This window comes from Kitasatospora sp. NPDC101176, assembly GCF_044768035.1.
GTDB lineage: Bacteria > Actinomycetota > Actinomycetes > Streptomycetales > Streptomycetaceae > Kitasatospora.
In genome coordinates, this window is the sequence record NZ_JBIWPA010000001.1 from 509,977 (window position 1) to 527,991 (window position 18,015).

Annotated in this window: 17 protein-coding genes; 7 read left to right on the forward strand and 10 right to left on the reverse strand. The window is 75.0% G+C overall.

What is annotated here, in order from left to right:
• Nucleotides 1–33 precede the first annotated feature (33 nt).
• The 6 genes from ACIRS1_RS02105 to ACIRS1_RS02130 all read right to left on the reverse strand — a co-directional run bounded on the left by ACIRS1_RS02105 (nucleotide 34) and on the right by ACIRS1_RS02130 (nucleotide 5,303).
• Complete coding sequence (locus ACIRS1_RS02105; RefSeq protein ID WP_402836103.1) at nucleotides 34–747, reverse strand: urease accessory protein UreF; 714 nt, start codon at nucleotides 745–747, stop codon at nucleotides 34–36.
• Nucleotides 744–2,468: an urease subunit alpha gene (gene ureC / locus ACIRS1_RS02110; RefSeq protein WP_360205054.1), complete on the reverse strand. Its 1,725-nt coding sequence runs from the start codon at nucleotides 2,466–2,468 to the stop codon at nucleotides 744–746. Before ureC ends, ACIRS1_RS02105 begins: the two co-directional genes overlap by 4 nt.
• On the reverse strand, nucleotides 2,468–2,866 hold the full coding sequence (locus tag ACIRS1_RS02115) for an urease subunit beta (protein ID WP_402836105.1): 399 nt from the start codon (nucleotides 2,864–2,866) through the stop codon (nucleotides 2,468–2,470). Before ACIRS1_RS02115 ends, ureC begins: the two co-directional genes overlap by 1 nt.
• 24 nt (nucleotides 2,867–2,890) lie before the next feature.
• Entirely contained in the window at nucleotides 2,891–3,847 is a 957-nt protein-coding gene (locus ACIRS1_RS02120) for a cobalamin biosynthesis protein CbiX (RefSeq protein ID WP_402836107.1), read from the reverse strand.
• 3 nt (nucleotides 3,848–3,850) lie between these two features.
• Nucleotides 3,851–4,156 (reverse strand): urease subunit gamma, encoded by a 306-nt coding sequence (locus ACIRS1_RS02125; RefSeq protein ID WP_360205047.1) that lies wholly within the window; start codon nucleotides 4,154–4,156, stop codon nucleotides 3,851–3,853.
• A gap of 175 nt (nucleotides 4,157–4,331) precedes the next feature.
• On the reverse strand, nucleotides 4,332–5,303 hold the full coding sequence (locus ACIRS1_RS02130; RefSeq protein ID WP_402836109.1) for an urea transporter: 972 nt from the start codon (nucleotides 5,301–5,303) through the stop codon (nucleotides 4,332–4,334).
• 582 nt (nucleotides 5,304–5,885) lie between these two features.
• Here ACIRS1_RS02130 and ACIRS1_RS02135 point away from each other — a divergent pair.
• Both ACIRS1_RS02135 and ACIRS1_RS02140 read left to right on the forward strand, forming a co-directional pair.
• Nucleotides 5,886–6,419, forward strand: a complete 534-nt coding sequence (locus ACIRS1_RS02135; protein WP_360205041.1) for a SigE family RNA polymerase sigma factor — start codon at nucleotides 5,886–5,888, stop codon at nucleotides 6,417–6,419.
• Nucleotides 6,416–7,357, forward strand: coding sequence for a hypothetical protein (locus ACIRS1_RS02140; protein WP_402836111.1), 942 nt, complete (start codon nucleotides 6,416–6,418; stop codon nucleotides 7,355–7,357). Before ACIRS1_RS02135 ends, ACIRS1_RS02140 begins: the two co-directional genes overlap by 4 nt.
• Nucleotides 7,358–7,413: 56 nt before the next feature.
• Here ACIRS1_RS02140 and ACIRS1_RS02145 read toward each other — a convergent pair whose 3' ends face one another.
• Together ACIRS1_RS02145 and ACIRS1_RS02150 are read right to left on the reverse strand one after the other, a co-directional pair.
• The gene (locus tag ACIRS1_RS02145; protein WP_402836112.1) at nucleotides 7,414–8,628 is read right to left on the reverse strand and encodes a glycosyltransferase; all 1,215 of its coding nucleotides are present in this window, start codon (nucleotides 8,626–8,628) and stop codon (nucleotides 7,414–7,416) included.
• A gap of 176 nt (nucleotides 8,629–8,804) precedes the next feature.
• Complete coding sequence (locus ACIRS1_RS02150; protein ID WP_402836114.1) at nucleotides 8,805–9,104, reverse strand: hypothetical protein; 300 nt, start codon at nucleotides 9,102–9,104, stop codon at nucleotides 8,805–8,807.
• Nucleotides 9,105–9,526: 422 nt separating this feature from the next.
• On the opposite strand from ACIRS1_RS02150, the gene ACIRS1_RS02155 reads away from it, so the two are divergent.
• From ACIRS1_RS02155 to ACIRS1_RS02175, 5 genes are all read left to right on the forward strand, one after another.
• Entirely contained in the window at nucleotides 9,527–12,676 is a 3,150-nt protein-coding gene (locus ACIRS1_RS02155; RefSeq protein ID WP_402836116.1) for a nitrate- and nitrite sensing domain-containing protein, read from the forward strand.
• Nucleotides 12,673–13,128, forward strand: a complete 456-nt coding sequence (locus ACIRS1_RS02160; protein WP_402836118.1) for a roadblock/LC7 domain-containing protein — start codon at nucleotides 12,673–12,675, stop codon at nucleotides 13,126–13,128. Before ACIRS1_RS02155 ends, ACIRS1_RS02160 begins: the two co-directional genes overlap by 4 nt.
• Before the next feature lie 98 nt (nucleotides 13,129–13,226).
• Nucleotides 13,227–13,592 carry a DUF742 domain-containing protein gene (locus tag ACIRS1_RS02165; protein ID WP_360205450.1) on the forward strand — a complete coding sequence of 122 codons (366 nt, stop codon included), beginning with the start codon at nucleotides 13,227–13,229 and terminating at the stop codon, nucleotides 13,590–13,592.
• Nucleotides 13,593–13,595: 3 nt separating this feature from the next.
• On the forward strand, nucleotides 13,596–14,183 hold the full coding sequence (locus tag ACIRS1_RS02170; protein ID WP_360205026.1) for an ATP/GTP-binding protein: 588 nt from the start codon (nucleotides 13,596–13,598) through the stop codon (nucleotides 14,181–14,183).
• A 23-nt stretch (nucleotides 14,184–14,206) separates the two neighbouring features.
• Nucleotides 14,207–15,340 (forward strand): FAD-dependent monooxygenase, encoded by a 1,134-nt coding sequence (locus ACIRS1_RS02175; protein WP_402836120.1) that lies wholly within the window; start codon nucleotides 14,207–14,209, stop codon nucleotides 15,338–15,340.
• A 52-nt stretch (nucleotides 15,341–15,392) separates the two neighbouring features.
• On the opposite strand, the gene ACIRS1_RS02180 is transcribed toward ACIRS1_RS02175, so the two are convergent.
• Nucleotides 15,393–16,181, reverse strand: a complete 789-nt coding sequence (locus ACIRS1_RS02180) for a serine hydrolase (protein ID WP_360205022.1) — start codon at nucleotides 16,179–16,181, stop codon at nucleotides 15,393–15,395.
• Nucleotides 16,182–16,362: 181 nt separating this feature from the next.
• Nucleotides 16,363–17,904: a hypothetical protein gene (locus ACIRS1_RS02185; RefSeq protein ID WP_402836122.1), complete on the reverse strand. Its 1,542-nt coding sequence runs from the start codon at nucleotides 17,902–17,904 to the stop codon at nucleotides 16,363–16,365.
• Between the last annotated feature and the right edge of the window lie 111 nt (nucleotides 17,905–18,015).

Here is an 18,015-nt window from a genome sequence, read left to right on the forward strand (position 1 = left end):
CACCGCGGCCCCCGGACGGGCCCGGGTAGGGTCCTAGGTGGCGAACAGCCTGGCCTCGGCCCGTTCGTGCCGGCCGGACATCGCGTCCGCGACCGGCACGCACCCCCCGAGGTCCGCGAGTTCCCGGGTGAGCGCGCCCGCGACGGTCTCCTCGATCACCGGCGCCGTCGCCCGCAGCACCACCTGCGCCCGGCGGTGGTCGGTCAGCCGCAGCCGCAGGGCTGCGCCGACGAAGCTGGCGCAGAAGGCGAACAGGTCACTGGCGACGGCCTGGTCGACCGGTACGTCGGCCGCCGCGTAGACGACCCCGGCGGCCACCGCCTGCGAGCCGGGGGCCCGCTTGTCGGCGACCAGCGCGGCGTACCGCTCCAGCGCCTCGCCGCCCACCGACTCGCGTGCGATGTCGAGGAGTTGGCGGCCCGTCCGGGTGGCGGCCAGCCGCAGCTCGCGGTTGAGCCGGGTGGCGTGCAGCCGCTGGTCCACCTCGGCCAGGTGCTCCCAGTCCCCCGCCCGGGCGGCGCGGTGCGCCAGGGCGAGCGCGGTGGCGTCGGACGGGCCGACGCCGTGCCGCAGCAGGTCGGCGAGCAGCTCGGGCAGGGTGTCCGGGGTGACGGCCCTGGCCTGGGCGTAGCCCTCCAGGCCGTGCGAGAGGGTGTAGAAGCCGCTGGGGAAGGCGGAGTCGGTCAGCTGGAGGCTGACCAGCAGCGCCCCGAGGCCTCCGGCGGCCGGGGGCCGGTCGCCGCTCACGTGAGGTAGAACAGGTGGTTGAGCGGGAGTTCGCGGGCCGGCTCGATGGTGGCGGGCTCGCCGTCCAGGGTGACCTTGTAGGTCTCCGGGTCGACCGCGATCTTCGGCAGCGCGTCGTTGCGGACCATGTGCTGCTTGCCGACCGAGCGGCAGCGCCGCACCGGCAGGACCCGGCTCTCCAGGCCGAGCCGGTCCGGGACGCCCAGGTCGACCGCCGCCTGGGACATGAAGGAGACCCGGGTGGCCTGCCGGGCCCGGCCGAGCGCGCCGTACATCGGCCGGTAGTAGACCGGCTGCGGGGTGGGCAGCGAGGCGTTCGGGTCCCCCATCAGAGCCCAGTTGATGACGCCGCCCTTGATCACCGTCTTGGGCTTGGCGCCGAAGGAGTTGATCGGCCACAGCACGATGTCGGCGAGCTTGCCGGGCTCCAGCGAACCGATGTGGTCGGCGGTGCCGGAGGCGACGGCCGGGTTGATGGTGAGCTTGGCGAGGTAGCGCAGCACCCGGAAGTTGTCGTTGCGCGCGGTGTCGCCGGCGAGCTTTCCGCGCTGGTCCTTGCAGTGGTGGGCGGTCTGGAAGGCCCGGGTGAAGGACTCCCCGATCCGGCCCATCGCCTGCGAGTCGGAGGAGAAGATCGAGATGACGCCCTCGTCGTGCAGGACGGTCTCGGCGGCGATCGTCTCGGCGCGCACCCGGGAGTCGGCGAAGGAGACGTCCTCGGGGATGTCGTGGCTGAGGTGGTGGCAGACCATCACCATGTCCAGCAGCTCGTCCACCGAGTTGACGGTGTAGGGGAGCGTCGGGTTGGTGGAGGACGGCAGGACGTTGGGCTCGCCGGCGATCCGCATGATGTCGGGGGCGTGGCCGCCGCCCGCGCCCTCGGTGTGGAAGGTGTGGATGGTGCGTCCGTCGATCGCCGAGAGGGTGTCCTCGAAGAAGCCGGACTCGTTCAGGGTGTCGGTGTGGATCGCCACCTGGACGTCGTACTCGTCGGCGACGCCGAGCGCGCTGTCGATCGCGGCCGGGGTGCTCCCCCAGTCCTCGTGCACCTTGAGGCCGCAGACGCCCGCCTCGACCTGCTCGCGCAACGCGCCCGGCAGCGAGCCGTTGCCCTTGCCGAGCAGGCCCACGTTGACCGGCAGGTCCTCGACCGCCTGGTACATCCGCCCGATGTTCCACGGGCCGGGCGTGCAGGTGGTGCCGTTGGTGCCGTCGGACGGGCCGGTGCCGCCGCCGATCAGGGTGGTGATGCCGTTGCTCAGCGCCTCCTGCACCTGCTGCGGGGCGATGAAGTGGATGTGGGTGTCGATGCCTCCGGCGGTGGCGATCAGGTGCTCGCCGGAGATCACCTCGGTGCCGGGGCCGATCACCAGCTTGGGGTGCACCCCGCTCTGGGTGTGCGGGTTGCCTGCCTTGCCGACGGCGGCGATGAAGCCGTCCTTGACGCCGATGTCGCCCTTGACGACGCCGAGCACCGCGTCCAGCACCACGACGTTGGTGATCACCAGGTCCAGGGCACCCTGGACGGAGGTCGCGGCCGGGTCCTGGGCCATGCCGTCGCGGATGCCCTTGCCGCCGCCGTAGACGGCCTCGTCGCCGTAGTGGCCCTCGTTGAAGTCCTTCTCGATCTCGACGACCAGGTTGGTGTCGGCGAGGTGGAAGCGGTCGCCGACGGTCGGCCCGAAGAGGTCGGTGTACTGCTTGCGGGACAGGACGGCCATCAGCGGCTGGTCTCCTTGAGGTCGAGGTTGGTGCCCTTGAAGCCGCGTGCCAGGGCCTGGTCGATCGCCCGGGCGCGGGTGTCGGGGGAGGTGATGCCGCCGTTGACGAGGTTGCTGAAGCCGACCAGCCGGCCGTGCCCGCCGAACTCGGCGAGCGTGACGTCCTTGCTGTCGCCGGGCTCGAAGCGCGCGGCGGTGCCGGCCGGGATGTCCAGGTGCTTGCCGAAGGCGGCGTTGCGGTCGAAGTCGAGGGCCCGGTTGGCCTCGAAGAAGTGGTAGTGCGAACCGACCTGGATCGCGCGGTCGCCCGTGTTGCTGACCGTGATGGTGACCTTGGCGCGGTCGGCGTTGATCTCCACCGGGTCCTCGCCGTACAGGTACGCGGCTCCACCGGACATGGCAGGCCCTTCCTCTCTGTCGGTTCAGTGCTGTGGGGGCTGGGTGTGGGCGTGGCGGTGCCCGTGCGGGAGCGGGGCCGGGAGGCGGCCGCCGGAGGGGACGGGAACGGCGGCGGGAACGGGGACGGGCGCTTGGGGCCGGTGGCCGTGGGTGTGGGTGTGGCCGTGGGTCCCTCCGGGGCCGTGGCCGTGGGTGTGCGTGCCGCCCGGCCCGTGGCTGTGCGCGTAGCCGTGCCCGTGCTCGGCGTGGAGGCCGGCCAGGATGCCGTCCTCGCCGTGGCCGAGCAGGTGCAGCGCCGCCGCCGTGCGGGCCGCGACCACGCCCGCGATCGCGGCCGGGCCCAGCAGCGGCCCGCCGTCCCGCACCCCGGGCAGTCCGGCACGCAGGGCCGGCCCGAAGGAGGCCGGGACGGCCGTGACGGTGCGGGCGCCGAGCAGGCGGCAGCGTTCCGCGCCCTCGGCCGGGTCCGGGTCGCCGCCCGCGAAGGCCACCTCCACCCAGCGGTGGCGCCCGTACTGGCGGACCAGCCGGGCGGTCCGGAACAGGTCGGCGTCCTCGAACGGCCCGGCCGCCGGAGCGGTGACCAGCAGGGCGCCCCCGGGGCCCGGTCCGTCGGCGCCGTCGGCGCCGTGCGCACCGGCCGCGGCCCGCAGCCAGCCGACCAGGTGGTCCCGGCCGCCGAACGGTTCGGTGAGGGCCAGCCGGCCCCGGACCTCGCCGTCGGCGAGCCAGCGCAGGGCCCGGGCGGCGTCGGCGACCAGCCCCGGGTCACGCCCGAGGGTCATCGGGACGACGCAGACCGGGCCGTCGGCGGCGGCCAGCGCCGAGCGGACGGCCTCGGCGAGCGGGCGGCCCGCGGCGGCCGCGGCGTGCACGGTGGGCTCGCGCTCCACCAGGGCGGCCAGGTCCCGGCCGCCGTCGCTCTCGTGCCCGCCGGCCAGCACCACGATGGCGGCCGGCGCGGCGTGGCGTCGGGTCATGGCTCAGGCACCCACCGGGTCGTGGCAGGACACCAGCTTCGTGCCGTCCAGGAACGCCGCCTCCACCTGGAGCAGCGGCAGCATCTCGCGGACGCCGGGCATGACGTCCGCGCCGCCGACGACCTGCTTGCCGATCTCCATGCACTCGGCGACGGTGCGGCCGTCCCGGGCGCCCTCCATGATCGCCTCGCTGATCAGCGCACAGGCCTCGCTGTAGTTCAGTTTCACGCCGCGCTCACGGCGCTTCCGGGCCAGATCGGCCACGACGTAGATGTAGAGCTTGTCCATCTCCCGCGGGGCGAGATTCACGGGGAACCACTCTTCCTTTCCGCTTCCCGGATGCGGCCCGGACGGACGGGCCCATGGCGAACGGGCCTTCGGCGAACGGGCGCTTGGCCGAAGGTCTTCGGCTGAACGATGTGTGGCTGAGATGTGTGGCTGGCGGTGCGTGGCGAACGAGCGGTCGGTCCCCGCCGGTCGCCGGTCAGGCCCTGCGCAGGCGGGGGACGGCCGGGACGGCCGCCAGGAACAGCATGGTCGTCAGGACGAACGGCCAGGTGAAGGCGTGGCCACCGAGGGGCGCGGAAGCCGCGGCGAGCGCCGGGGTCAGGACGGTGGCGCCGGCCGCGCCGAGCACGGCGTAGGCCGCGCTCCAACGGCTCCGGACCACGAACACCCCGCACAGCGCCATCGCGGTCAGCACCCCGCTGTAGCCGTACAGCCCCTGACCGACGGCCTCCGCGGGCGCGCCGAGCGCCCAGGCGGTGAGCAGGCCCGTCGCGCTGCCCGCGCAGGCCAGCAGCCCCGCGAGCCGGTCGGCCGCGACGATGCCGGCCAGGAACAGCAGGCCGACGTACCACTGCGGCATGAAGAAGACCTGACCGATGTTCGCGAAGAACCCCTGCCACAGCTCCTCCCAGCCCAGTTCGGTCGTGCCGGTCGCCGGGCCGGGCAGCGCCGCCGGGCCGGCGGCGCCGTGCCAGAGCCGCCGGAAGCCGGGCGCCGCGACCGTGATCGCACCGGCGACCAGGCAGAACGGCGCGGTCAGCGCGGGCAGGCCGCGGCCGGAGAGCAGCGCGCCGAGGCCCGCGGTGACGACGACCGCGACGGCGGCCCCGACCACCGCCACCAGCACGGTCGCCGGGTGGTCGGGTCCGAGGAACACCGCGCACGCCAGGGCCACCAGGCACCCGTTGTACCCCTGCAGACCGGCCGCCACGGTGCTCCGCGCCAGCCCGAGGCCGTACGCGGCGCCGGTGGCGACCGCACTGCCCAGCAGGCCGTAGAGGCCGTACCGCCAGCCGGCCGCGAACAGCGCCGCCACGAAGAACAGTCCGCACACGGCGGACGGCATGAAATCGACCTGGGCGACGCCGCGCAGTACCTCGACGACCAATCCGACCAACCGGGGGCGGGCGACCTCCGGATCCCCCGACCCACCCTTTTCCTGACCCATACGTCGCATCTATTCCCGCTACGAAAGTCCACGGCATGGCGAATATCCCTCCGAGCCGCTCGACTTACCCACGAGCCCCGCCCGGTGATTCCTCCGGAACCGTACTCCTGCGGATTGCCGACATGCTTGCACACGACCGGTTACAGCCGTATGGCGAAGCGTGATCAACCCATCCCTGATCTGCAACATTCTGTTGAAGAGGCAGTTCGGAGCCGGTCCGGGCCGAGTACATTCTTTGCGAAGTTTTACTCGCGACCGTCGAGAACGAGAAGGTGGCCATGCCCGGGAATTCGCCACGAAGCCCCACCCCCCGGGCAATTCGGGCGTCCGTCCCGCACCTCCGGAGGCGACGCCGGCCGCCCGTGTGACGGGAATGTGTCCACCGTGCGTCGAAGGCCGTTCGCGTTCCCGGATACGCTCCTCCCGCGTCCGGTGGGCGGACGGGAAAGGCCCCGCCCCGCCTTGCCCCGGCCCCGACGCCGGTTCGGCCCCGGACCGCCGCCGGCGCCGCGCCGGCCCGCCCCGGCGCCGGAGTAAGCGGTTTCCCCCGCCCCCGGGCTCTAGGGGGGTGAGGAGGTGCTCATGGGAGAAACGAAGACCGACCGGGACGAGGAGTTCCAGGCCTTCATCGTCGGGGCCTGGCCACGCCTGATCCGCACGGCCTACCTGCTGGCCGGCGAGCAGTACGCGGCGGAGGACCTGGTGCAGTCCGCGGCGGAGAAGGCCTGCGCGTCCTGGGCGAAGGTCCGCCGGGCCGGGGACCCGTACGCCTACGTGCGGCGGATCCTGGTGAACCAGCACGCCCGCCGCTGGCGGCGCCGACCGCCCGAACTGCTCGTCGACGTCCTGCCGGACGCGCCCGGCGTCGAGGACGGCTTCGCGCGGTCCGAACAGCGCGGGGAACTGCTGGCCGCGCTCGCCACCCTGCCGGCCCGCCAGCGCGAGGCCGTGGTGCTGCGGCACTGGGAGGACCTGAGCGACAGCCAGGCCGCCGTCGCGATGGGCTGCTCGGTGGGAGCCGTGCGCAGCCACGCGGCGAAGGGGATAGCCAAGCTGCGCGAGGTCGCGGCACTGAAGGAACTCAAGGGCATGGCACGCATCGGAGGTGCGGTATGAGCACGGGCGGGGACAACGCGGCGTTCGGCGCGGGCACGGCGGCGGACGGCACCGACGCGTGGGTCGGCCGCGGACTGGCCGACGCGGCGACGGGCGCCAGGATCGGCTCCGTCCCGCTGCCGGACATCATGGCCGGCGGCCGGCGGATCCGGCGCCGCCGGCGCACCATGGTCGGCGCGCTCGCCCTGGCCGCCACCGTGGCGCTGGCGGGCGGCGTGACGGCCACGCTGCACCCGGGCCCCGGCGGGGCGCCGCAGCCGCTCGTCGCGGCGAACTCCGGCCCCGCCACCGGCACCGGGGCCGCCCCGGACACCGATCGGGCCCCGACGACCGCGCCCGCCGCGAAGGACCCGTTCACCCCCGTCCGGGTGGTCATCGGCCAGGGCACCGTCGACGGCAAGGAGTGGAAGCTGTGGCAGGCGGTCTGGCCGGCCGCCCCGAAGGAGCGGGCGTACGAGCAGGCCCTGGCCGTCTGGCAGGAGCGCAACGCCGTCGACCCGACCGTCGAGAAGCCGACCACCGACTTCGTCCAGCACTACTGGTCGACCACGGAGGACGTGGTCAACACGTACGCCACGCTGGACGGGGTGCGCCAGAAGTACGACTCCCAGGGCAGCTTCCCCGACGCGGCCCACTTCGACCCGCGGGACGGCGACTACATCGGGGGCGGCGTCATCGGCCCCCGGAGCAAGGACGGCACCCCCGGCCCGCTCCCGATCCGGCTGGCCAGCGTCACCGCCGGCCCGGACGTCGGCCGGATCGTGGTGACCTGGACGGACGGCACCGTCCTCGAACCGCAGCTGGTCCCGGTCGGCGACACCCCGTACCGCCACGTGGTGGTGCCCGAGCAGCCGGGCCGGAAGGTGCAGTCCTGGCAGTTCTTCGCCAAGGACGGCACCAGGATCCCGGATTCCGGCCTGAAGCTGCTCACCGAGTAGCCCCGCCCCACGCCGCGGTGCCCACCCCGCGCCGACTTCCCACTCCGCCGCGGCGCTCAGGCCCCGGGGCGGAGCAGGAGGTCCGCGGCGACCGCCGTTCCGTCGGTGCGGACGGTGCCGGCCACGGCGGCGGCCCGGGCCCGCACCTGCGGGGTCAGCGCCTCCCCGAGCGCGGCGGACAGGGACTCCACCGTCGGCGTCGCCCCGTCGTGAGCCACGCCGACGCCCAACGCGGCCACCCGGCCCGCCCAGTAGGGCTGGTCGACGATCTGCGGCACCACCACCTGGGGCGCACCCGCCCGGGTGGCCGTCGTCGTCGTGCCCGCGCCGCCGTGGTGCACCGCGGCCGCCACCCGCTCGAACAGGGCCTGCTGGTTGACCTCGCCGACCACGAAGCAGTCGTCCCGCCCGTCGCCGTGGCCCAGTTCGGCCCAGCCGCGGGCGATCACCACGCGGCGGCCCTGCGCGCGCACCGCCGCCACGGCCACCTCGGCGACGTCCTGTGCGCCGCGCATCGGCATGCTGCCGAAGCCCGCGTACACCGGGGGCTCGCCGGCGTCGAGGAAGGCCACCAGGTCGGCCGGGAGCGGGCGTTCGTCCGGCCGGATCCACGCTCCGGTCTGCACGACGTCGAGGCCCGGCGCCTGCCGCCACGGGTCCAGCACCGGGTCCGTCGCCAGCCACGGCCGCGCGGTGAGGACGTGGTCACGGACGTTGTCCACCGGCGGCAGGCCCACCGACACCCGGTGGCCGTTGACGGCCTCGCCGAACAGCGCGTTCATCGTCCCGACGTTCAGCGCCCACAGCTCCGCGTTGTCGGTCGCCTCCGGCGGGTACGGCCGGCCGGGGTACTGGAACGGCGGGTGGTGCGGGGAGGGCAGGACGGTCGGCTGGAGCGCCAGGTAGGCGTAGCGCAGGCCCAGCTTCTCGGCCGCCGACCGTGCCCCGGCCGCGGCGGGGAACAGGCCGGTCGCCACCACCGCGTCCCCCGGCCCGGCCGCGGCGGAGACCGCGTCGTAGAACTGCGCGACCAGGTCGGCCGCGCGCCGGGGCAGTTCCGAGGACGCGGGCGGCGGCCCCGTCACCAGCGAGCGCACCGAGAGGCCGGTCGGCACCATCTCCACGCCGACGGCGTCCAGTTGCGCCGCGAACTCCTCGTCCGGCGGCGCGCACACCCGCACCTGCGCACCGAGCTCCCGCAGCCGCACCGCCAGTGCGGCCAACGGCTGGACGTCCCCCCGCGACCCGTACGTCGCCAGCACCACGCGCATCCGTGAATCTCCCGTTCCCCCAGGCAGCGATCTTGACCCGGCGATTCTGCGGCACCGCCGGGGCCTTGCCGCAAGACCCCCCGTGCGCTATACGTTGAGAGTGGAGAGGGGTGATCACCCCTCCGCCGCGAGCGCCCGGACGGATCCCGCGGGGGCGCCGGGGAGCCCACGGGCCGTCAGGGGGTGGCGCGGCCGATCGCGCGCAGGACGTCGGCGAGCCAGACCAGGTGGTGGCCCACGGCGCGGTCCGGGTCGGTGAGCAGGGCCTCCAGGTGCTGCCACGACTCCGAGAGCTGTCCGATCGTCAGGGCCGGGGGCCCGGCGTACACCTCGTGGAGCTCGCCGCCGGGGACGGACCAGAAGTAGTCCTCGTCGAGCGCCACCCGGTCGCCGGTCGAGGCCTCCACGTGCCGCAGGGCCAGGTCGAGGACTCGGCGGAGGCCGTCGGTCGGGATGTGCAGGGGTTCGCCGGTCATGGACGCCATCGTGCCGCAGCCGCGCGGGCGGCCCCCTCCGGGGCGACCCCGCGGGTGATGACGGGGCGGGCACGGAAAGTGACGACACAGAGTTTTCACACGGAGTCCACCCGCAGGGCGGTGACCAGCGCTGACACTCTGTCAACAGGTCGCGAACTGGGATGCTTCGAGTGCGCACGGTCAACGACCAGGTGACATTGTGTCGGGAGCGTGTGCGTGGACCGTCCGGACGGCGAACACACTTTCACTCCAATCACACGGTATGACTAGTATCGCCTCGTCAAAAGCCCGTGCCCGACGGCCCGGCCCCGACCCGGCCGGCCGCCAGCCCCAAGGAGTCTGCTCTGCGCGCGCGTGCGAATCGGCGGCCCCCGACGCCGAAGGCCCCCCGCAGGCGTCCACGCCTGTCACTGCGGACGGCGTTGCTCGTCCTCGCCGTCGTCCCCAGCGTCGCCCTCGCCGTCCTGTGGGCGGTCACCAGCGGCCAGACGGTCTTCGACTTCCAGCGCCAGGCCGGCCAGGGACTGCTCGCGCAGAAGGCCGGCCAGCCGTCCAACATCGTCTACTACAACCTCCAGGAGGAGCGCCGGCTCAGCGCCGAGGCGCTCGCCCGGCCCGGCGCCAACGCCGACCAGCTGCGCCGCCAGCGCCAGCAGACCGACGACGCGGTCCGCCAGTTCCAGACCCTCTCCGGCGAGACCGCCGACAACGCCCCCGAAGAGGTCCGCACCGCCGTCGCCGAGGCCCGCCAGGCCCTCGGCCGGCTCGCCGAGCAGCGCGCCGCCGTCGACCGGGGCTCGATCGACCAGCAGTCCCTGTTCGCGTACTACACCGACCTGATCGCCGTCGACCTGCGGCTGTTCACCGCGCTCAGCCACGTCGACACCGGCGAGGTCACCTGGATCTCCAAGACCCTGGTCAACGCCTTCTGGGCCAAGGAGATGCTCGCCCGCGAGGACGCCCTGCTGGCCCGCGGCTGGCCCACCGGCCGGCTCGCGACCGCCGACTACCAGCAGGTCGAGCAGGCCATCGGCGCGCAGGAACACCTCTTCACCGTCCAGGTCGTCCCGTACGTCCCGGACGCCGAGGCGCCCGCCTGGCACGGCCTGATGAACAGCCCGGCCTGGCAGGCCAAGACGGCCGTCGAACAGTCGCTCACCCGGCCCGCCGGCGCCGAGACCAACGGCACCGTCAGGCTCCCCGCCGCGCAGGACCAGTGGCGCCAGGCCGTGGACCAGCTCAACCCGCAGCTGATCAAGGCCATCGAGACCCGCACCAGCGGAATCGTCGACGTCGGCAAGGGCACCATCCTCTCCCTGCTCACCCGGGTCGTGCTGACCACGGTGGTCGGCCTGATCACCGTCGTCGCGGTGATCACCGCCTCCTGGCGCCTCAGCCGCTCGCTGCGCCGCCGCATCAAGGAACTGCACACGCAGGCCGAGGAGATGGAGCGCACCCTGCCCGAGGTGGTGGAGCGCCTCGGCCGCGGCGAGCCGGTCGACGCCGAGGCCGAGAGCCGCACCATCACCGCCGGCCCGCACGGCAACGGCACGGACGAGCTGGCCCGGCTCGGCCAGGCGCTCAACCTGGCCCGGTCCGCCGCCGTCGAGGCCGCCGTCCGGCAGGCCGAGCAGCACCGCGGCTTCGAACGGCTGCTGCAGCGCATCGCCCGCCGCACCCAGCTGCTGATCGGCCGCCAACTGCGCAAGCTCGACGAGCTGGAGCGGCGGCACGAGGACCCGGAGGTCCTGGAGGGCCTGTTCGACCTCGACCACCTCACCGCCCGGCTGCGCCGCTACGAGGAGAACCTCGTCATCATGGCCGGCGGCCAGCCGCAGCGGCGCTGGCGCAAGCCCGTCCCGCTGCTGGACGTGCTGCGCGCCGCCCAGGGCGAGGTGCAGGACTACCGCCGGATCCTGCTCGACGTCGAGGGGCACCCGTGGCTGCACGAGCGGGCCGTCGGCCCGGTCGCGCACGTCCTCGCCGAGCTGATGGAGAACGCCACCACGTTCTCCAAGCCCCCCACCCCCGTGGAGGTCAGGGCCGCGATGGTCGGGCGCGGGCTCGCCGTCGAGATCGAGGACCGCGGGCTCGGCATGGACCCGGAGCAGTACGACGCGGCCAACGAGCTGATGAGCCGCCCGCCGCGCACCGACGTGCTGGCCCGGGCGGACGACATCCGGCTCGGTTTCCACGTCGTCGCCCGGCTCGCCGCCAACACCGGGCTGCGGATCGAGTTCCGGCCGTCGGCCTTCGGCGGCACCCGGGTGGTCGTGCTCGTCCCGGACGAGCTCGTCATCGACGGCGACGCCGGCCTGCCGGACGAGGGCTCCCCGGTCGAGCCGATCCCGCTGGTGCGGCGCTCGCGCAAGGCCCTGCTGACGGCCTCCGACGAGGCGCCGGAGCCGGCCCCGACCGGGCCGCCGGTCGCCCCCGTCGACGCCTTCGGGGGCACCGACGCCCCCGGGCCGGTGGACGCCTTCGGGCAGGTGGACCCCTTCGGTCTGGCCCAGGACGGCCCGCAGCCGCGGCCGTTCGGCCAGGCACAGCCGTTCGGCGAGGCGCAGGCCCAGTCACAGGCTCAGGCACAGCCGCAAGCCCAGCCGCTCGGCCGGGCCGCGGACGGCGAGCACGCCCAGGCGTTCGGCCGGGCCCAGTACGGCGAGCGGACCCGGGCGCGGTTCGGCGACCGGCCCGGGTACCCGCCGGAGGCCGCGGACGCCCCCGCCGTCCTGGACGCCGCCGCCGGGCCCGCCCGCGACGCCGCGGACCTCGAGGAGGACCCGTCGGCCGCCCGGGTCTCCGGGGTCTCGCACCACGCCCCCGCCGACCCGCTCGGGCACGTCGAGTACCTGCGGCCCGAGGACCTCCCCGCCGCCGAGCCGCTGCCGTTCCCCGCCGCGTCCGCCGGGCAGCCGGACGAGGCCGCGGACGCACCGCTGTTCGGGCCGTCCGGGCAGCCGGCGGAACGGCCCGTCCAGCACGGCTCCCCCGCCGCCGAGGCCCCCACCGGGCGGGCCCCCTCGCACGACGCCCCCGCCTACCCGGACATCGCCTACGCCCGGGTCACCGCCGCCGAGGCCCCCTACGCCGACGAGCAGTACCGCCCGGCCGACCACTACCGGCTGGCCGAGCGCCGGCGCCGCGAGTACCCCTCCGCGGTACCGCTCTCGCCCGCCGAGGGCGGGCAGGCCCCGCTGCCGCAGCGGGTGCGGCAGGCCAGTCTGGCCGCCGAGCTGCGCGTCCCGCCGCCGCCCCGGCAGGAGTGGGTCGACCCGGCCGGCGGACCCCGCCCCGAGGCCCCCGGACCGGACACCGGAGCGGCCGGCGGCCCCGCCGGAGGCCCGTTCCAGCGCCCCGTCCGGCGCTCCGGTGCGACGATCGGCGCCTTCCAGCGCCAGTCCCGCGCCGCCCGCGCCCAGGACGGCGGCGAGCACCCGCTGCCCCGGGCCGCGACCCCGCCGGCTCCCCCCACCGACCCCGCCGGCCCCCCGACGCCCGCGCCCGGCCCCTCCCCCTGGGCCCTGCCGGCCGCGGACCCCCGAACGACACGAACGGATGACCAGTCATGAACCGCACGATCGCCACCCACCAGGACCTGGACTGGCTGCTGGACGGACTCGTCGACTCGGTGCCCGGGACCAGGAACGCCGTCCTGCTCTCCGACGACGGCCTCGTCGTCAGCCACTCCCGCAGCATCGAACGGGCCGACGCCGAGCGCCTGGCCGCCGTCGCCACCGGGCAGCAGAGCCTCGCCCGCGGCGTCGGCCAGCTCTTCGACGGCGGGCCCGTCCACCAGGTGATCGTCGAGCTCGCCGAGTGCTGGCTGTTCATCATCGCCGCCGCCCAGGGCACCCACCTGGCCGTGGTCGCCTCGCAGGAGGTGGACGCCGAGGTGATGTCCGTGGCCATGCACACCCTGGTGCAGCAGGTCGGAAAGAAGCTCAGCACCCCGGTGCGTCAGGACGCCGCCCCCGGCGCCCCGGCCGCCTTCGACGCCTTCGCGGCCCGGAACCGGGGCTGACGCCGGTGGGACCGTACGGGGCCGGCGAGCCGGCGCACGGCCGGGCACCGCACTGGAGCGAGCTGCCCGGCGAGGACGCGGAGGACGAGTCGGGCGTCATGGTGCGCCCGTACACCATCACCCGCGGCCGCACCGCCCCCGAACGCGACGACCTCACCCTGATCACCGTGCTCACCACCGTCGAGGAGGAGGCCGCCCGGGCCCTGGCGCGGGGCAGCCGCGCCGGTGCCCGCGGCCTCCAGCCCGAGCACCGGACGATCCTCGACCGCTGCCGGCGCCCGGCGGCGGTCGCCGAGGTGGCGGCCGGCCTGGACCTCCCGGTCTCGGTCACCAAGATCCTGCTGGGCGACCTGGTCGCCCAGGGCCTGCTGCGGGCCCGGGCGCCGCTCTCGGTGGCCCGCGCCGCCGGGGGCGTGGACCTCGGCCTGCTCACGGCCGTTCGCGAAGGACTCCGGAGACTCTGAACCATGGCGACACCCCACTCCAGCAGTGCCGTCGACGCGCCGGCCGCCGTCAAGATCCTCATCGCCGGCGGATTCGGCGTCGGCAAGACCACCCTGGTCGGCTCGGTCAGCGAGGTCACCCCGCTGCGCACCGAGGAGTACCTGACCCGGGCCAGCGTCGGCGTCGACGACCTGTCCGGCGTCGACCAGAAGGACACCACCACCGTCGCCCTGGACTTCGGCCGGATCACCGTCAACCCCGACCTCGTCGTCTACCTGTTCGGCACCCCCGGGCAGGAGCGGTTCTGGTTCATGTGGAACGACCTGGTCAACGGCGCCCTCGGCGGCATCGTCATCGCCGACACCAGGCGGCTCGACACCAGCTTCGCCTCCATCGACTTCTTCGAGAGCCGCGGCATCCCCTTCGTCGTCGCCATCAACTGCTTCCACAGTCACAACACCCGGACCCCGGACGAGATCCGGGCCGCCCTCGACCTCGACCCGCAGGTCCCGATGCTGCTAGGCGACGTCCGGGAACGCGCCTTCGGACGTGACCTGCTGCTCGCCCTGGTCGACCACCTGATGGACCTCGCCGCCGCCCCCGTCGGCTGACCCGCCACCCCTGGAGCCACCTCATGACCCCACCCCTGCGCGTCCTCGTCCACGGCGGCGGCATCGGCGGACTCACGCTCGCCACCGCCCTCGCCCGGCGCGGCCACCGGGTCGACGTCGCCGAACTGCGCGACCGCCCGGAGGCGCTCGGCGTCGGCATCATCCAGCCCTCCAACGCGCTGCACGTGATGCGCGCGATCGGCGTCCTCGACGACTGCCTCGCCGCCGGTTTCGAGTGGGAGGTGCTGACCATCTGCGACCCGGCCGGCGCCACCCTCGCCAGGATCCCGCAGCCGCGGATGGACGGCGCCCCCGCCAACAACGGCATCCCCCGCCCCGCGCTCGCCCGGGTGCTCGCCACCGCCGCCGCCGCGGCGGGCGCCACCGTCCGCTTCGGGACGACGATCGCGGAGCTCACCGACGACGGCAACGGGGTCGACGCCACCCTCACCGACGGCCACCACGACCGCTACGACCTCGTCGTCGGCTTCGACGGCATCGGCTCCCCGCTGCGCAGGCACCTGTACGGCGACGCCTACGCCCCCGAGTACACCGGCTTCGCCAACTGGCGCGTCACCCTGCCGCGTTCGCCCGAGGTGCAGGGCGTGGTGATGTCCGCCGGGAACCTCAGGGCCAAGGCGCTGCTCACCCCGATCAGCACGGAACTGATGTACCTGGGCTCGGTGTTCGCCGAGGCCGAGGACTTCCGCCCCGACCGGGAGCGCGCCCACGAGCAGCTCCACGAGCGGCTGGACGGCTTCGGCGGCCCCGTCGCCGAGGCCCTCGCCCAGGTCACCGACCCGGCCGCCGTGGTCTACACCCGGATCTCCCAGGTCACCGTCGAGGAGCCCTGGCACGTCGGCCGCATCGCCCTGGCCGGCGACGCCGCCCACGCCTCCACCCCGCACCTCGCCCAGGGCGCCGCGATGGCCGTCGAGGACGCCCTCGTCCTCGCCGAGAGCCTCGACGCGGCCGACGACGTCCCGGCCGCCCTCGCCGCCTGGGAGGAGCGCCGCCGCCCGCGCGCCCTGTGGGTCCAGTCGCTCTCCCGCGCCGTCCTCAAGCAGGAGACCGGCACGCCGACCACCGCGGAGGAGGACGAGCTCCTGAAGATCGGCATCCCGGGCGCCGCCCACGTGCTCGTCAAGCCGTACTGACGGCGGCCGCCGCACACCCGCACGCCGCCGGCCCGCCCGGGCCGGCGGCGCGTCACCGGCCTCGTGCCACCGGCCCCGCGGGCGGCGCGCCGCCGATCCCGTGCCGGCGCGCCCACACCGCCGCCGAGACCCGGGCCAGCAGCCGGGCCGCCGGATCGGCGCGGTCGCTGCCGTCGGCCAGCGGGCCGGAGTAGCAGACCGCGATCAGGTACGGCGGGCAGTCCGGCGGGTGCACCAGGCCCACGCAGTGCCGGGCACCCGGGATCCACCCGTTCTTGAACGCGATCCGGGTCCCGGGCGGCAGCCCCGCCGCCAAGTCCACCCGGAAGGAGTTGCGCTCCAGCAGCTCCAGCAGTGCGGGCTCGCCGGCGAGCGAGTGGAGGAGCCGCACGAGGTCACGGGCGCTGACCAGGTTGTGCACCCCGGCGTCGCGCGCCGCGTAGTCCTCGATGCCGCGCGGGCTCGCACTGCGGCTCGCCCCGGCCCTGCGCCACACCTGTGCGACCGCCGCCCGGTCGACCCGCGCCAGGCACAGGTTGGTGGCCAGGTTGGAGGAGTGCGTGATCATCCGTTCGGCGAGCAGCCGCAGCGGCACGTGGGTGCCCAGCAGCTCCCAGGGCAGCGGATCGCTGTCCCAGTCCGGATCGTTGCCGAACTCCCCGCCGACGACGGACCGGAAGCGGTTCACCACCGACACCTCGGCGTCGAGGTCCACCCCACTCCGGGCGAGCGCCGCCAGCACCGCCACCTTCATCGTGCTGGCGGCGTCGTGCAGTTCGTCCGGCGCACGCACGAACACCGGCTCCGCCCCCGCCCAGGGGGCCACCACCACGGACAGCATGCCGCTCTGCCTTCCCGCCCCCCGCCCCGCACAAACGCGGCTCGCGAACGACCCCTACCGCCGGTAGGGGTCCGTCCCCACCCCGTCCGGCGTCGCTCGGCCCACCACCCTGCCCGCCCGGGCACGGGTGTGGGAAGACCCCCGGCCGATCGGGTCGGCCGGGGGTCGGGGTGCGGGTCCGTCAGCTGCTGGTGGGCTTCGTGGACGGCAGGGCCGCGGAGCCGGCGAGCAGGGGCCATTCGCGGTGGAACGGGGGCAGCGGGAGCTTGCCCTCGATGACCGGGGTGCCGAAGACCTTGAGGTGGGCGGTCAGCGAGCCGTTCAGGTCGACGCCGCCGACCAGGGACCAACTGCCCTGGGCCTGGGGCGGGTTGCCGGAGGAGTCGGCGCTCAGGGAGCCTTCGGCCTGGGCCCGCAGGTAGGGGGCGACGGTCGTCTCGACGCCGACGGTGTCGTAGAGGCCGATGCTGACCTCGGCGCCGAGGGCGGCGCGGACGCCGGCCTTGCCGGTGAGGCGCACCCGGACCGGGGACACCTTGGTGTCGGCGCTGGTGGTCGGGGCCCAGCCCTTGCCGCCGGTGTAGTCGGCGCGCACGGCCCAGGTGCCGGTGGCCTCCTGCTCGGCCTCCAGGTGGACCTGGCCGTCGGCGCTGATCTCCAGGTAGCAGGTGAGGCCGAGGTTGACCACGACGGGCAGCCCGGCGACGGTCAGCACGGGGCTGGCCTGGAGCTTGGCGAAGGGCAGCCGGACGGGCGCCGCGCCGGTGTCGCGGGCGAGGTCGCCGGTGACCTTCCAGTGGGCCTGGGCCCCGAGGTCGAAGCCGATGGAGGCGGTGCGGGGGCTGCCGGCGGCCGCGCCGTGGTAGGCGAAGTGGACGGCGGGGTGGAGCTGGAGGGAGCCGCTGGCGTCGACGCTGGCGCCGCCGGGCAGCGGCATGGGCGCCTTGACGTCGACCTCCAGGGTGCCGGAGGCGTCGGCCTTGACGCCGGACGGGTCGGCGCCGACGGTGGCCTTGAGGTCCTTGACCAGCGGGGTGACGGTGATGCCGTGCGGGTCGACCGGCACCTTGCCGTCGGCCTCGGTGCCGCCGAGGAGTTCGGCGAGGGTGGCGGGGCGGGTGGCGAGGTTGAGGGTGGTGCCGGCGCCGGGGTGGACGGCGGTGACGGCGACCAGCGCGCCCTGGGGGGCGGCGGCGGTGGGCGGGCTGGCGATCAGCTGCCCGGGCTGGACGGCGGGGGCCGCGGTGGGGGTGCCCGACGGGGTGGCCGGGGTGGAGGGCGCGGTCGTCGGCGCGGTCGGCGCGACCGGCGCGGAGAGGACGGCGGTGCCGCTCGCCGGGTCGTACGCGGTGAGCTGGAGGTTGCGGTCGGCCGGGGTGGCCGCGCCGCCGTCCTTGGCCGGGGCCGCGATGGCGGCCTGCTTGTCGCCGGCCGGCGCGGCGGCGACGGGTGCCGCGGCGGCGGCCGCGGTGGGCTTGGAGCTGGTGGGTGTGGCGGTCGGGGTGCCGGCCTTGGCCCGGGGGGCGCCGGCGGCCTGGGCGGCGGCCGGGGTGCCCGCGGCGGCGGCCGGTGCGGCGGCTGCGGTGCCGGTGGCGGCCGGCGCGGCGGCGCCGGCGGCGGCTGGTTGGGTGCCCGGGGCGGTGGGTCCGCAGGCGGCGACCCCGGCGAGGATGAGGGTGAGGACGGCGGGGCCGGTGGCCCTGCCTATGGAGCGCTTGAACACGCGGCGCTATGTTACTGACGAGGAATAAGTTTGTCGAAGACAGGCCAAACGGCAGGCGTCGCCGAGGTGAACGCACCGGGGTGAACGCGCCGAGGTCGCCGGAGCAGGGCC

What these genes read in the sequence shown, in the direction of transcription:
- ACIRS1_RS02145 (WP_402836112.1), bottom strand. Translation starts at nt 8,628, where the DNA reads ATGCGCGTGGTGCTGGCGACGTACGGGTCGCGGGGGGACGTCCAGCCG.
- ACIRS1_RS02130 (WP_402836109.1), bottom strand. Translation starts at nt 5,303, where the DNA reads ATGGGTCAGGAAAAGGGTGGGTCGGGGGATCCGGAGGTCGCCCGCCCC.
- ACIRS1_RS02135 (WP_360205041.1), top strand. Translation starts at nt 5,886, where the DNA reads ATGGGAGAAACGAAGACCGACCGGGACGAGGAGTTCCAGGCCTTCATC.
- ACIRS1_RS02140 (WP_402836111.1), top strand. Translation starts at nt 6,416, where the DNA reads ATGAGCACGGGCGGGGACAACGCGGCGTTCGGCGCGGGCACGGCGGCG.
- ACIRS1_RS02170 (WP_360205026.1), top strand. Translation starts at nt 13,596, where the DNA reads ATGGCGACACCCCACTCCAGCAGTGCCGTCGACGCGCCGGCCGCCGTC.
- ACIRS1_RS02180 (WP_360205022.1), bottom strand. Translation starts at nt 16,181, where the DNA reads ATGCTGTCCGTGGTGGTGGCCCCCTGGGCGGGGGCGGAGCCGGTGTTC.
- ACIRS1_RS02120 (WP_402836107.1), bottom strand. Translation starts at nt 3,847, where the DNA reads ATGACCCGACGCCACGCCGCGCCGGCCGCCATCGTGGTGCTGGCCGGC.
- ureC (WP_360205054.1), bottom strand. Translation starts at nt 2,468, where the DNA reads ATGGCCGTCCTGTCCCGCAAGCAGTACACCGACCTCTTCGGGCCGACC.
- ACIRS1_RS02160 (WP_402836118.1), top strand. Translation starts at nt 12,673, where the DNA reads ATGAACCGCACGATCGCCACCCACCAGGACCTGGACTGGCTGCTGGAC.
- ACIRS1_RS02165 (WP_360205450.1), top strand. Translation starts at nt 13,227, where the DNA reads ATGGTGCGCCCGTACACCATCACCCGCGGCCGCACCGCCCCCGAACGC.
- ACIRS1_RS02150 (WP_402836114.1), bottom strand. Translation starts at nt 9,104, where the DNA reads ATGACCGGCGAACCCCTGCACATCCCGACCGACGGCCTCCGCCGAGTC.
- ACIRS1_RS02175 (WP_402836120.1), top strand. Translation starts at nt 14,207, where the DNA reads ATGACCCCACCCCTGCGCGTCCTCGTCCACGGCGGCGGCATCGGCGGA.
- ACIRS1_RS02115 (WP_402836105.1), bottom strand. Translation starts at nt 2,866, where the DNA reads ATGTCCGGTGGAGCCGCGTACCTGTACGGCGAGGACCCGGTGGAGATC.